This window comes from Dactylosporangium sp. NPDC051087, from assembly GCF_055586325.1.
Genome location: NZ_JBVJIJ010000002.1, coordinates 637,162 through 650,101 on the forward strand (window position 1 = coordinate 637,162; position 12,940 = coordinate 650,101).

Genomic DNA, 12,940 nt, shown 5'->3' on the forward strand with positions numbered 1-12,940 from the left:
CCTACGGAATGGACCGGTGAACGCCGCCGCGCCGCCCGAAGGTGGCATGCGTCACGCCGGCGCCGGTGGTGCGCTGACGCTCGCGAGGGCCATCAGCAGCGCGATCGCGACAAACCCGACGTACGCCATTCTCCGGCGCCGGATCGCCTCGTACGCGTGCCACCAGGCGATCGCCGCCTCGCACACCGGCCCGGCGACGAACGCGCTGCTCCTGCGCCGCGGCACGAGCATCGGCGCGAGCCGGACGGCGGTGCTGACATACACGCGGCGGGCCGGCGGCTCGTGCGGATGCTCCGGTATCACCTGGATCTGCAGGTCGTCGTGGCCGAACCCGTCCTCGCCGAGGAAGTACCGCTCCGACCGGCGGGCGAAGACCCGGCCGAGGAAGTCGTCGGCGGCGCTCTCGTGCCCGAGCCTGGTGCGCTGCAGCTCCAGCCAGCTCCACCGGGTCGCGACGTCGGTGAGGACGTCGACGTACAGATGATCCGCGTCCTCCTCGCCGCCGACGACGCGCACGGCGTCGCGGCGCAACGGCTCCAGGTGGCGGGAGACGAACGCAACGTACTCGGCCGGCGGCTCCGACGTCATCCGCATCACACCATCGTCGCGGGCCGCACCTGGAAGCGCCACCCTGCGGGCGGGACGGCGGCGGCAGCCGTTCGTCCAAGGTCAACTGTTGCGCGCGGATGCGATGATCGGCCCCGTGGGCTCCGCGTTACCCGTCGGCCGGGAGGTCCTCATCCCCCGGCAGCTGTCGGTCGCCATCGACGAGGGTGGCATCCGCACGGCCTCCGGCATGCTGCCCGCACTGCTGTACACCACCGAGGGCCTGGAGCGGCACGGCCAGCGGGAGATGGTGTTCGCGGTGGTCCGCACCGGGGCGCCCGCCCCCGGCTACCCGCTGTCGATGGCCCGCACCGTGCACCGGCTCGCCGCCGAGGGCAGCCTCGTCGAGGCCGGCGACGTCAGCGTCTTCGGCCAGCCCGGCATCGACGTCGACGGCCGGGTGACCGGGTTCGTCTACGCCGCCGCGCCCGACGACATCCCCGTGACGGCCACCTTCGAAAGGCCCCCGCTGGTGGCGCTGCCGCTGCTGGCCGGCGAGACCGCGGTGGTGCAGCGCTTCGGCCACGCCCGGGTGCTGTCGCTGCTCGGCGCGCAGGAGCGCTACTACCCGCACCCGTGGTGGTTCCGTCCCGGCCGTGCCCCGGTCGTCGACGACGCCGAGTTCCGCGCGGCGACGATGCTGTCGAAGGCTCCCGCGTACAACCTGCCGTTCCTGCGGGTCGTGCACATCGGCGACCGGCTCGAGCTGACGATCACCGCGGGCGACGCGACCTCCTACATCGGCGGCGCCGACGAGGAGCTGGAGGCGTTCGAGGAGGCGCTGCGCGAGGCCGCCGACGTGTGCGCGTTCCTGCCCGGGCTCGCCGACGTCCCGCAGACGTACGTGTGGACCCCCGGCCAGCAGGGCCCGGCCGCGATCGTGGCGCCCGGCGGCGAGCGCTCGGCCCGGATCGGCTGCAACTTCCTGCTGCTGGTCCGCGGCACCGCCGAGCCGACCGCCCGCCAGGTCGAGGACGGCTTCGCGGTCCTGCTGACCGGCGCGATGTACGCCCGGCTCCGCCAGGCGGTCGAGGCGGGCCGCCCGATCGAGATCGGCCTGCCCGCGGGCGCGGTGAGCACCCTCGCGCTGCGCCTGGAACCCCGCCGGGGGCCCGGCGCGCGGCCGGCGCAGGCGGTGCGGCCCGGGCCGGGCACCCAGTCCGAGCCGGTGTCCGGCAGCGCCGCCCGGGGCCGGGCCGGCCAGGACGGCGCCGCGGACGACCGCCGGGCGCTGCGGCACGTCGACCGCGGGCGGATCGTGCTGCTCACGCCGGAGGAGCAGGTGCGCCGGGCGACGACCCCGGCCGAGCTCGGCGACTTCATCGACCGGGCCAGGGGCATCGTCGACCGGGCGTTCACCGGCGTGCGGCACGGCACCGAGGAGCTGATGGTCGAGTTCCGGCTCGGCCCGTCCCGCCCGGTCGGGGTGCGGATCATGGCCCGGCCCGAGGCACCGCCCCGCGAGCTGCAGGTGGTCCTGGAGCGGCAGCTGCTCGCCCTGCGCCCGCCGGCGATCCGCAACGCCGAGGTCGCCTTCCAGCTGCACCTGCAGCTGCTGCGCTGAGCCGCGGCACCGGCCGCACCGGCTCAGGCGGGGCGGCGCAACCGGTGCAGCACGTGATCGGCGAGCGGGTGGTCCGGCGCCAGGTTGGGATGGCGGAAGTCGTCGGCCGGGTCGCAGGTCATGCCGATCCGCCGCATCACCGCCTGCGAGGGCTCGTTGGTCCGGGTCGTGATCGACACGATCTCGGCCATCCCGGCACCGCCGGGCGCCGGCCGGAACGCGAAGTCCCGCGCCGCGACCGCCGCCTCCGTCGCATACCCGTGCCCCCACGCGGACCGGGCGAGCCGCCACCCGATCTCCAGCGCCGGGGTGAAGTGCGCCGGGAAACGCTGCCAGGCCAGCCCGACGAAGCCGATGAAGCCCAGCGGCTCGGGGGAGACCACGTCGACGGCCCACAGCCCGTAGCCGTACTCGGCGAACTGCGCCTCGATCCTGTCCACCATCTGGTCGCTCTCGGCGGGGGTCAGCGGCTGCGGGAAGAACCGCATGACCTCCGGGTCGCCGTTGAGCGCCGCGAACGGCACCCGGTCCTCGTCCCGCCACCGTCGCAGCTCGAGCCGTGCAGTTCGCAGCATCCGTCTATTGAACCCGGGCCTGCCGGGCCACCCGCAACCCCCACAGGACGAGGGGCACCTGCAGCGGCAGCCGCCCGTACGCGACGGCCCGGCGAACCGGCGGCGCGTGCCGCCAGTCGACGGCCATCTTCACGTTGGCGGGGAACACCGCGGCGAAGAAGGCCGCCGAGGCGAGCCCGGCCGCCCGGCGGGTCCGCGGGTGGGCCAGGCCCGCGGCGAGGGCGAGCTCGGCGACCCCGCTCACGTAGGTGTAGGTCCGCGGCGCCCCCGGCAGCGACCGCGGCACGATCCGGTCGTAGGGCCCCGGGTTGACCAGGTGCGTCACCCCGGCCGCGGCGAGCAGCCCGGCCAGCGCCAGCGCGGACCTGCTCACGTCAGCCGGACGATCATCTTGCCGAGGTTCTGCCCGCGGAGCATGCCGAGGAACCCGTCGACGGCGTGGTCGATCCCGTCGACGAACGTCTCCGCGACCTGCACCCGCCCCTCCCGCAGCCAGCCGGCCATCTCCCCGATGAACTCCTGCCGCCGCCCCCAGTGGTCCAGGACCAGGAACCCCTGCATGGTGATCCGCTTGCTGATGAGCAGGGTGAGGTTGCGGATGCCGGTCGCGTCGGGGCCGTTGTACTGCGAGATCGCCCCGCACACGGCGACCCTGCCGTGCACGTTCATCCGGAACAGCGCCGCCTCCAGCTGCTCCCCGCCGACGTTGTCGAAGTAGACGTCGATGCCGTCGGGCGTGAGCTGCTTGAGCTGCTTGCGGATGTCGCCGTCCTTGTAGTTGAACGCGGCGTCGAAGCCGAGCTCGTCGACGAGGTAGCGCACCTTCTCCGCGGACCCGGCGGAGCCGATCACGAGCCGTGCGCCCCGCAGCCGCGCGATCTGCCCGGCGAGGGTGCCGACCGCCCCGGCGGCGCCGGAGATGAAGACCGTCTCGTCGGGGCGCATCTTCGCGACGTCGAGGAGTCCGGCGTACGCCGTGAGCCCCGGCATCCCGAGGACGCCGAGATACGCGGACGCCGGCGCGACCGTGGTGTCCACGGCCCGGGCGTGTTTCGCGTCGAGCAGTGCGTACTCCCGCCAGCCGAGCCCGTGCAGCACGCTGTCGCCGACGGCCAGGTCCGGGCTCTGCGAAGCGACGACGGTGCCGACCGCGCCGCCGTCGAGGGCCGCGTCGACCTGGAACGGCGCCACGTAGGACGGCACGTCGTTCATCCGGCCGCGCATCGCGGGGTCGACCGACATGACGTCGTTGCGGACCAGGACCTGCCCGGGGCCCGGCGCCGGCAGCTCCTCGGTGACGAGCCGGAAGTCCTCCGGCGACGGGAAACCCTCGGGCCGGGCGGCGAGCTGCCAGACCTTGCCCGTGACCGGCCCGCTCATGCCAGCTCCAGCTTGACGTCGATGTTGCCGCGGGTCGCGTTGGAATACGGGCAGACCTGGTGCGCGGCCTCGACGAGCTGCTGGGCCGCGGCCGCCTCCACGCCGGGCAGGGTGACCGTGAGGGTGACCTCGAGCCCGAAGCCGCCGCTGCCGTTGGGGCCGATGCCGACCCGGGCGTTGACCTCGCTGCCGTCGACGGGCGCCTTGGCCCGGCGGGCGACGATCCGCAGCGCGCTGTGGAAGCAGGCCGCATAGCCCGCCGCGAACAGCTGCTCTGGGTTGGTCGCCCCGCCGGCGCCGCCCATCTCCTTCGGCACGGCGACGTCCATGTCGATGATGCCGTCGGTGCTGGTGACGTGGCCGTCGCGGCCGTCGCCGGTGGCGGTGACGTCAGCGGTGTACAGGACTGCCATCAGGAGCATCTCCTTGCAGGTCGGTGAGTGTGGCGGTGAGGCGGACCAGGGTCTCGCGCAGGGCGTCGAGCTCGTCGATCCCGAGCCCGCCCTCCCGGCCCTCGCAGACGAGCCTGGCGGGGACGGCGCGGGCCCGCTCGCGCAGCGCGGCGCCCGCCCCGGTGAGCTGGACGGTGACGGACCGCTCGTCGTCGGCGCGGCGCGCCCGCGTGACGAGGCCGGCCGCCTCCAGGCGCTTGAGCAGCGGCGACAGGGTGCTCGAGTCGAGCCGCAGCGCGGCGCCGAGCTCCTTGACGGTCCTGCCGTCGTGCTCCCAGAGCACGAGTAGGACCAGATACTGCGGGTACGTGATGCCCAGCTCGTCCAGCAGTGGCCGGTAGCGCGCGGTGACGGCCCGGGAGGCCGTGTAGAGCGCGAAGCAGACCTGCTGGTCCAGTGCCAGAACATCCCTCACGCCCAAAACGGTAGCACGCGATTAAGTCGTGCACGACTTAAGTGACCCATTGACACTTTTGTTTATCCGGGGCAAAGTTCTGACAGAAGCAACGGAAGGTGCGTTCGGCGCGCTCCTCCCTCCCCGCGATCGCGACGGTCCCGCACAGGCCCGCGATCCATCCGGAAGGAGCACGTCCTGTGCGTATACCCGTTCGGAAACTGATCGCGGCGGCCGCCGTCGCGACCGTCCTCGCCGCGGGTGGTGCGGCCACCCCCGCGTCCGCCGCCCCCGCCTTCAAGGTCCTCGTCTTCTCCAAGACGGCGGGCTTCCGGCACAGCTCGATCCCCAACGGCATCGCCGCCGTCCAGGCGCTGGGCACCGCGAACAACTTCGCCGTCGACGCGACCGAGGACGCCGCGGCGTTCACGGCCGCGAACCTCGCCCAGTACAAGGCCGTCATCTGGCTGTCGACCACCGGCGACGTGCTCGACGCGACGCAGCAGTCCGCGTTCGAGACCTACGTCCGGGCCGGCGGCGGCTACGTCGGCGTGCACGCCGCCGCCGACACCGAGTACAGCTGGCCCTGGTACGGCAACCTCGTCGGCGCCTGGTTCGCCTCGCACCCCGCGCAGCAGCAGGCGACGATCAAGGTCGAGGACCGGGCGAACCCGGCGACCGCGCACCTGCCGCAGACCTGGACCCGCACGGACGAGTGGTACAACTACCAGACCAACCCGCGCAGCACCGCCAAGGTCCTGATGAGCCTCGACGAGAGCTCCTACTCGGGCGGCTCGATGGCCGGGGACCACCCCATCTCCTGGTGCAAGCAGTTCGACGGCGGACGCAGCTGGTACACGGGACTCGGCCACACCGAGGCGTCCTACACCGAGGCGAACTTCACCGCCCACCTCCTCGGCGGCATCAAGTGGGCCGCGGGCCAGGCCCAGGCCGACTGCCGCCCCGAGACGGGCTACCAGGCGCTGTTCGACGGCAGCCAGGCCAGCCTCAACCAGTGGCGCCAGGCCGGCCCCGGCGGGTTCACGCTCGCCAACGGCACCCTCACCAGCTTCGGCGGGATGGGGCTGCTCTGGTACCCGGTGAGCCAGTTCTCCAACTACTCGCTGAAGGTCGACTGGCAGATGCCGGGCGACGACAACGGCGGCGTGTTCATCGGCTTCCCCGACCCCAACGGTGACCCCTGGGGCCCGGTCAACGCCGGCCACGAGATCCAGATCGACGCCACCGACGCCGACCCGTCGCGCACCACCGGCAGCGTCTACAGCTTCAAGGCGCCCGACAGTGCCCTGCGCGCCGCGGCCCTCAACCCGCCCGGGCAGTGGAACACCTACGAGGTCGGCGTCCACGGCCAGCGGGTCGAGATCTGGCTCAACGGCGTGAAGATCAACGACTACATGAGCACCCGGGCGATCCAGACCGGCTACATCGGCGTGCAGAACGACGGCGCCGGCGCCGACATCTTCTACCGCAACATCCGGATCAAGACCGACGGCAGCCAGCCGGCCACCGACATCGCCCGCGGCAAGACCGCGACCGCGTCGTCGGTCGAGCCCAACAGCACGCTCGTCGCCGCGAACGCCGTCGACGGCAACGCGACCACCCGCTGGGGCAGCGTGCACGCCGACCCGCAGTGGTGGCAGGTCGACCTCGGCGCCTCGTACGCCCTCAACCGGGTCCGGATCAACTGGGAGGCGGCGTACGCGAAGTCGTACCAGATCCAGACCTCGGCGGACGGCAGCGCCTGGACCAACGTCTACACCACCACGACCGGCGACGGCGGCGTCGACGACGTCACGCTGAGCGGCACCGGCCGCTACGTGCGGATCAACCAGACCCAGCGCGGCACCGCCTGGGGCTACTCGATCTTCGACGTCAACGTGTACGGCACCCCGAGCACCGGGCCGCAGTCGCTGTGCCGCAACTGCCCGGTGACCGTGTCGTCGGTCGAGCCCGGCAGCGCGCACAACGGCGCCAACGCCGTGGACGGCAACACCGGGACCCGCTGGGGCAGCGCCTACGCCGACCCGCAGTGGATCCGGCTCGACCTCGGCGCCACCCGGACCATCAACCGGGTGCGGCTCAACTGGGAGACGGCGTACGGCAAGGCGTACCAGATCCAGACCTCGCCGGACGGCAACACCTGGACGAACGTCTACAGCACGACGACCAGCGACGGCGGCATCGACGACGTGACGGTCAACGGCTCGGGCCGCTACCTGCGGGTCAACGGCACCCAGCGGGCGACGCAGTGGGGCTACTCGCTGTGGGAGCTCGAGGTGTACGGCTCCTGACGCATACTGCTGGACATGCGTGATCCGGTGCGGTGGTCCGCGGTGGTCTCCTCGGCCACCGCACCGGTCCTGCTCATCGGCGGCTGGACCCTCGCCGCCGCGCTCCAACCGGCCGGCTTCGACGCGCTGCGCGACACGATCAGCGCCCTCGCGGGCCACGGCGCCGCCCACCGCTGGGTGATGACCGTGGCCCTGCTCGGCGTCGGCCTCTGCCACGCCGTCACCGCCCTCGGCCTGCGCGCCCTCGCCACGCCCGGCCGGGTCATGCTCGCCGCGGGCGGGATCGGCACGCTCCTCGTCGCCGCGTTCCCGCTGCCCGCCACCGGCTCGTCGGCGGCGCATCAGCTCGCGGCGACGGTCGCGTTCGCCTGCCTGGCGCTGTGGCCCGCGCTCGGCCGCGTCCCGGGCGGCGCACCCCAGCCGATCCCGGCGGCCCTCCTGCGCGGCGCCACCGCGGTCCTCTCCGCGCTGGTCGTGCTCTTCTGCCTGGCGCTGGCGGCGGGTGTACTGGTAGGCCTCGCCGAACGGCTCGCCGCCGCCGCGCAGGCGCTCTGGCCCCTGGCGGCCGTCCTGCTCCTGCGCCGGACGGCCCGGTCCGGCGCCGTCAGCGGCCCGCGGTGATCAGGTCGGCGGCCTTCTCCGCGATCATGTAGACCGGCGCCATCGTGTGCCCGCGGTTGATGACCGGCAGCACCGACGCGTCCACGACCCGCAGCCCGGTCAGCCCGCGCACCTTCAGCGCCGGGTCGACCACGGCGTCGTCGCCGGTGCCCATCCGGCACGTGCCGACCGGGTGGTACAGCGTCTCGGAGTGCCGGCGGACCGACTCGGCGAGCCCGTCGTCGTCGACGACCCCGCCGTAGGGCGCCAACGGCTCCCCGGTGTAGGGCGCGAGCGCCGGGGACCGGACGAGGCGTTCGGCGACCCGCACACCCCAGATCAGCCGCCGCAGGTCGGCCTCGTCGGTGAGATAGCCGGGCTCGATCACCGGCGGCGCTGCGGCGGTCGGCCCGCTGATCGTGACGGTGCCGCGGCTGCGCGGCTGCAGGAGCACCACCCCGACCGTCAGCCCGTGCGCCGGTGGCGGCACCATCCCGTGCTCGACGAACGGCACCGGCGCGAAGATCAGCTCGATCTCCGGCGGCGTGCCGCGGTCCGGTGCGATGAACGCGACCGCCTCCGCGACGTTCGACGACAGCATCCCGGTCCGGCCGAACAGATACCGGGCGACGCTGCCGAGCGACTCGGCGGCGAACATCGTGATCGGCTCCGGGCAGGTCAGGACGACCCCGGCGGACAGGTGGTCCTGCAGGTTCGCCCCGACGCCGGGCAGCTCGTGGACCGGCTCGACGCCGGCGGCGCGCAGGACGTCCGGGGCGCCGATCCCGGACAGCTGCAAGATCTGCGGCGTGTTGACGGCACCGGCGCACAGCAGGACCTCGCGCCGCGCCGTCACCTCGGTGACGGTCCCGGTGGCGTCCTTGTAGGCGACCCCGACGACCCGGCGCCGCGCCAGCCGCAACCGGTCGACCGTCGCGTCCGTGCGCACAGTCAGGTTGGGCCGCTTCCGCACCGGCCTCAGGTAGGCGTCGGCGGCGCTCCACCTGGCGCCCCGGTGCTGCGTGACGGGCGTCGGGGAGCAGCCGCTGTTGTCCGGGCCGTTGAGGTCGGTGGTCGCCGGGATGCCCTCGTCGGCGCACGCCCGCAGGAACGCGGCCGTGATCCTGTGCGGGCTGCGCAGCTCCCGGATCCACAGTGGACCACCGGTGCCGTACGTGCCGGTGCCGTCGCCCGTGCCGATGCGGCGCTCGACCTTCTGGAAGTACGGCAGCACCTCGGCGTAGGACCAGCCCTCGACGCCCCAGTCGTCGTAGTCGGCGGCACAGCCGCGGATCCACATCTGCGCGTTGATGGACGTGGACCCGCCGAGCGTCCTGCCCCGCGGCCAGAAGAGCTCCCGGCCGGCGAGCCCCGGCTGCTTCGCGGTGCGGTAGTTCCAGTCGTACGGCGTGGCGAACAGCTTGCTGAACGCCGCCGGGATCCGGATCTCCCGGGCCTTGTCCGGCCCGCCGGCCTCCAGCAGCAGCACGCTCGTGCCGGGGTCCGCGGAGAGCCGGTTGGCCAGCACGCAGCCGGCCGGTCCGGCACCCACGACGACGTAGTCGAACGCGGACGGTCCTGAACGCTCAGCAGGCATGGCGGGCGGGCCTCCTCGGCCATCGACCATACGCCGACTTCGCGCCGCTGGGGAGGCGTCAGCCGGCGCCGACGCCGCCGCCGGGCACGGCCGCCACGACCCTGCCCGCCGCGTCGAGCCCGGTCAGGTCGCGGACCTGCGCCGCCTTCCACAGGATGTCCGGCGCCTGCGGCACCCGCACCCACCACACGTGCACGGCCGGGTCGCCGCTCCAGGCGGCGGTCTTCGCGGTCAGCGGCCTGCCGTCGGCGGTCAGGGTCACCGTCGTGACGTCGCCGACGAAGTACCCGGTGAGGAACCGGTCCTGCCCGGCGCCGAACTCCCACCCGGCGTGGAACCCGGGGCCGCCCGGCCCGTCGCCGGTCACGTCCGGGTCGTTGGTGACGCCGTGCAGCGACAGCCGCCCGTCCGGTCCGCGCACCCCGACGGCCTGCAGGAACCGGTCCTCGCGCACCGTGAACCACATCGTGAGCGTCCCGCGGTCGACCGCCTCGCCCGTGTCGATCGTGGCCGCCGGGGCGACGGCCAGCAGCTCCTTCTCCGGGTCGCCCGGCTCCGCCGGGGGGCCGGTGAACGGGCCGGCGCCGGTGGGCGGGGGCGCGCCGACCGCCGCCATGCCGTCGTCGCCGGCGGTGCCCGTGCCGCCGCCGAACCCGCCGCCGGGAGCGACCGCGGCGGCACCGCCGGCCACGGCGAGGACGACCGCCGCGGACGTGACCGCGATCCGGGTCCGCCGGCGCCGTGCCCCCCGCCGGCGCAGCTCCTCGATCGTGACACCCAGCTGGTCCGGTGCGGCCGCCGCGGCGTCGGTGAGCCGCTCGCCGAGCTCGATCTCCGTGTTCATGTGCGGTCTCCCGTCGGGACGAAGGGGTGATCTGCCCGGTGGCCGTCGCGCAGCGCCGGGCTGGTCCGCAGCTTGGCGAGGGCCCGCGAGCAGACGGACTTGACCGTGCCGACGCTGACGCCGAGGGTCTGCGCCGTCTCCTGCTCGGACAGGTCGACGTAGTAGCGGAGCACGATCGCGGCCCGCTCCCGGCGGGTCAGCGCCTGCAGCGCGGCGACGAGCGCGGCGCGGTCCTCGACGGCGCCCTGGCCCCCGTCGTGCGTGCCGGTGTCCGGCAGCTCGGCGCGCGGCTGCTCCCGCCACGGCCGCCGGCGCAGCCAGTCCGTGTGCAGGTTGACCATGACCCGCCGGGCGTAGCCGAGCGGGTCACCGCCGCCGGGGTCGCCGTGCCTGACCCGGTGCCAGGCGCCGTAGGTGCGGATCAGCGTGGTCTGGGCCAGGTCCTGCGCCTGTTCGGGGTCGCCGGTCAGCAGCCAGCCGAGCCGGAGCAGCGGCCGGGTCGCCGCGGCGGCGAACTCGTCGAAGTCGCGCATACCCCTACTACGAGCCCGCCGCCGCAAAGGTTGAGAGTTTCGCGGGATTCGCGATCCGGAACAGGTCGTGGATGCGGCCGTCGACGACGCACAGGCACATGGCGTACCGGAAGCTCGCGTCGACGAGCAGCGCGTACCCGCCGTTGACCCCGGCCGGGACGGCGGCGAACGGCCGGTCGGGCATGATGCCGGTGAAGAAGCGCACCACCTTCGCCCGCCCGCGGATCGGGTTCGGGCCGGTCCTGACCTTGCCGCCGCCGTCGTTCCACGCGATGACGTCCTCGTGCAGCAGCGCTTCGAGGCGGGCGACGTCGCCGTCGCGGGCGGCCGCCACGAACCCTTCGAGGAGCCGGGCGTGCTCGGCCGGGTCGGTGCTGAACCTGGCCCGCCCGGCGAGCGCGGCGCCCGCCCGGTGGTGCAGCTGCCGGCAGTCCTCCTCGGCCCGTTCGAGGATCCCGGCGATCTCCGCGTACGGCAGCTCGAAGGCGGTCCGCAGCACGTACACGGCCCGCTGCGGCGGGGTCAGCCGCTCCATCAGGTGCAGCACGGCGATCGACACGTCGGACGTGTCGATCACCGCGGCGAGGCCGGACGGGTCGGGCCGCCCGGTGCTGACCGGCTCCGGCAGCCAGGTCCCGGGGTACTCCTCCCGCCGCGCCTGGCGGGCCCGGAGCGCGTCGACGGCGAGCCGCGCCACCACCCTGGTCAGGTAGCGGCGCGGCTCGGCGACCTCGGACCTGTCGGCGCGGGACCACCGCAGGTAGGCCTCCTGCAGGACGTCCTCGGCGTCGTACAGCGTGCCGACCATGCGGTACGCCAGGCCGAGCAGCATCCGCCGGTGCGCGAGGAACTCCTCGCTCACGCGACCTTCGGCTGGTTCCTGGTCGCGACGGAGAGACGGTTCCACACGTTGATCGTCGCAATGACCATGAGGAGGTCCGCAACCCCCTGCTCGCCGTAGTGCTCCACCGCGGTGTCCCACACGTCGTCCGGCACGCCGTGCTCGCCCAGCCGGGTGACGTGGTCGGTGAGGTCGAGCGCGGCCCGCTCCTTCTCGTCGAAGAACGGGCCTTCCCGCCACACCGACACGGCGAACAGCTTCCGGGTGTCCTCACCCTCGGCGATGGCCTCCGTCGTGTGCATGTCGACGCAGAACGAGCATCCGTTCAGGATCGACGCCCGGAGTTTGAGCAGGTGCAGCAACGCCGGGTCCACATGCGCCCTGATGTACTTCTCCAGCCCGAGCACCGCCTGGTACGCCTCGGGGTTGATCTCACTGATCGTCATCCGCTGTGTGGTCATGCAAGCACGACGGCGCACCCCACCCGGAACGTGACAGGTTCGCGGCCCGGGACGGTGTGTGCTGCGCCACTGGTCGCAGGCACTAGTACGGCAGCCGCCGTTCGGGATCATGGCTGAAGCTCGGCGCTGAGTCGTCGTGCGTAGTGGGAGCGGCGGGCTCGGGCTTGGTGGCGGCGTCGCCATTGTGACCAGCGCAGACGGTGGGCGAGGTCGTGGACTGGGCTGATCAGCAGGCTGTTCATGAGGCGGCGGATTTCGTTGACGGTGAGGTCGATCAGGTCGGTGGCGGCGGTTGGTGTGCGGGCGGCGTCGGCGGCGCAGATCGTCAGCACGGCGAGGGCTGCCATGGCCAGGGTGGCGAACCGGTGCCACGAGTTCCACCGACGGACCTGGTGCTGGTCCAACCCGACCTGGCTCTTGCCGGCCTGGAACGATTCCTCGACGCTCCAGCGGATCCCGGCCACTGCGACCAGTCGGGCGAGGGTGACCGGTTGTGGTGTCCAGCAGCGGTAGAACGCCAGCTCGCCGGTGCTGGTGTTGCGGCGGATCAGCAGGCTGTGCTGCCCGCCGTCGGCGGGGTCGGTGTCGGTGTTGACGTCACCGAGCCAGGCCCAGTCGTAGTAGCGGGGCCCTTTCGAGCCCACGCCGGCCGACCGGCGGTGCCACGCCGAGGCCGGCAGCCCGGCTGCGATCCGGTCAGCGCGCAGGCGAGCCTTGCCGCCGTCGACCGGGACGAGGTGGTTGCAGGAGACGGCCAGAACGTAGCCCAGACCGAGGTCAC

General features: G+C 73.4%; 14 protein-coding genes and 1 pseudogene. 3 read left to right on the forward strand and 12 right to left on the reverse strand.

What is annotated here, in order from left to right:
- Nucleotides 1–51 precede the first annotated feature (51 nt).
- Entirely contained in the window at nt 52–594 is a 543-nt protein-coding gene (locus tag ACZ6TV_RS06560; RefSeq protein ID WP_465296060.1) for a hypothetical protein, read from the reverse strand.
- Between the two features lie 109 nt (nt 595–703).
- Between ACZ6TV_RS06560 and ACZ6TV_RS06565 the strand changes: the two genes are divergently transcribed.
- Nucleotides 704–2,170 carry a hypothetical protein gene (locus ACZ6TV_RS06565; RefSeq protein WP_465296062.1) on the forward strand — a complete coding sequence of 489 codons (1,467 nt, stop codon included), beginning with the start codon at nt 704–706 and terminating at the stop codon, nt 2,168–2,170.
- 23 nt (nt 2,171–2,193) lie between these two features.
- Here ACZ6TV_RS06565 and ACZ6TV_RS06570 read toward each other — a convergent pair whose 3' ends face one another.
- The 5 genes from ACZ6TV_RS06570 to ACZ6TV_RS06590 are packed head-to-tail and all read right to left on the reverse strand — an operon-like array spanning nt 2,194 to nt 4,992.
- A complete protein-coding gene (locus tag ACZ6TV_RS06570) occupies nt 2,194–2,745 on the reverse strand; it encodes a GNAT family N-acetyltransferase (protein ID WP_465296064.1) in 552 nt (183 codons plus the stop codon).
- A 4-nt stretch (nt 2,746–2,749) separates the two neighbouring features.
- On the reverse strand, nt 2,750–3,118 hold the full coding sequence (locus tag ACZ6TV_RS06575; protein ID WP_465296066.1) for a DoxX family protein: 369 nt from the start codon (nt 3,116–3,118) through the stop codon (nt 2,750–2,752).
- Complete coding sequence (locus ACZ6TV_RS06580) at nt 3,115–4,125, reverse strand: NADP-dependent oxidoreductase (protein ID WP_465296068.1); 1,011 nt, start codon at nt 4,123–4,125, stop codon at nt 3,115–3,117. The genes ACZ6TV_RS06575 and ACZ6TV_RS06580 overlap by 4 nt, the downstream gene beginning before the upstream one ends.
- Entirely contained in the window at nt 4,122–4,538 is a 417-nt protein-coding gene (locus ACZ6TV_RS06585) for an organic hydroperoxide resistance protein (protein ID WP_465296070.1), read from the reverse strand. Before ACZ6TV_RS06585 ends, ACZ6TV_RS06580 begins: the two co-directional genes overlap by 4 nt.
- On the reverse strand, nt 4,516–4,992 hold the full coding sequence (locus ACZ6TV_RS06590) for a MarR family winged helix-turn-helix transcriptional regulator (RefSeq protein WP_465296072.1): 477 nt from the start codon (nt 4,990–4,992) through the stop codon (nt 4,516–4,518). Before ACZ6TV_RS06590 ends, ACZ6TV_RS06585 begins: the two co-directional genes overlap by 23 nt.
- Nucleotides 4,993–5,171: 179 nt before the next feature.
- On the opposite strand from ACZ6TV_RS06590, the gene ACZ6TV_RS06595 reads away from it, so the two are divergent.
- Entirely contained in the window at nt 5,172–7,283 is a 2,112-nt protein-coding gene (locus tag ACZ6TV_RS06595) for a ThuA domain-containing protein (protein ID WP_465296074.1), read from the forward strand.
- A gap of 15 nt (nt 7,284–7,298) precedes the next feature.
- A complete protein-coding gene (locus ACZ6TV_RS06600) occupies nt 7,299–7,904 on the forward strand; it encodes a DUF998 domain-containing protein (protein WP_465296076.1) in 606 nt (201 codons plus the stop codon).
- Here the strand turns inward: ACZ6TV_RS06600 and ACZ6TV_RS06605 are convergent.
- The 6 genes and pseudogenes from ACZ6TV_RS06605 to ACZ6TV_RS06630 form a co-directional block, all read right to left on the reverse strand.
- Complete coding sequence (locus ACZ6TV_RS06605; RefSeq protein ID WP_465296078.1) at nt 7,888–9,480, reverse strand: GMC family oxidoreductase; 1,593 nt, start codon at nt 9,478–9,480, stop codon at nt 7,888–7,890. The two genes, ACZ6TV_RS06600 and ACZ6TV_RS06605, sit on opposite strands and share 17 nt — an antisense overlap.
- Before the next feature lie 58 nt (nt 9,481–9,538).
- The gene (locus ACZ6TV_RS06610; protein WP_465296080.1) at nt 9,539–10,324 is read right to left on the reverse strand and encodes a hypothetical protein; all 786 of its coding nucleotides are present in this window, start codon (nt 10,322–10,324) and stop codon (nt 9,539–9,541) included.
- A complete protein-coding gene (locus ACZ6TV_RS06615; protein ID WP_465296082.1) occupies nt 10,321–10,857 on the reverse strand; it encodes a SigE family RNA polymerase sigma factor in 537 nt (178 codons plus the stop codon). Before ACZ6TV_RS06615 ends, ACZ6TV_RS06610 begins: the two co-directional genes overlap by 4 nt.
- Nucleotides 10,858–10,864: 7 nt before the next feature.
- Nucleotides 10,865–11,719, reverse strand: coding sequence for an RNA polymerase sigma factor SigJ (gene sigJ, locus ACZ6TV_RS06620; protein WP_465296084.1), 855 nt, complete (start codon nt 11,717–11,719; stop codon nt 10,865–10,867).
- Nucleotides 11,716–12,159 (reverse strand): carboxymuconolactone decarboxylase family protein, encoded by a 444-nt coding sequence (locus ACZ6TV_RS06625; protein WP_465296085.1) that lies wholly within the window; start codon nt 12,157–12,159, stop codon nt 11,716–11,718. Before ACZ6TV_RS06625 ends, sigJ begins: the two co-directional genes overlap by 4 nt.
- Nucleotides 12,160–12,266: 107 nt before the next feature.
- Nucleotides 12,267–12,940 (reverse strand): annotated as a pseudogene (locus tag ACZ6TV_RS06630) (IS701 family transposase); the annotation flags it as partial.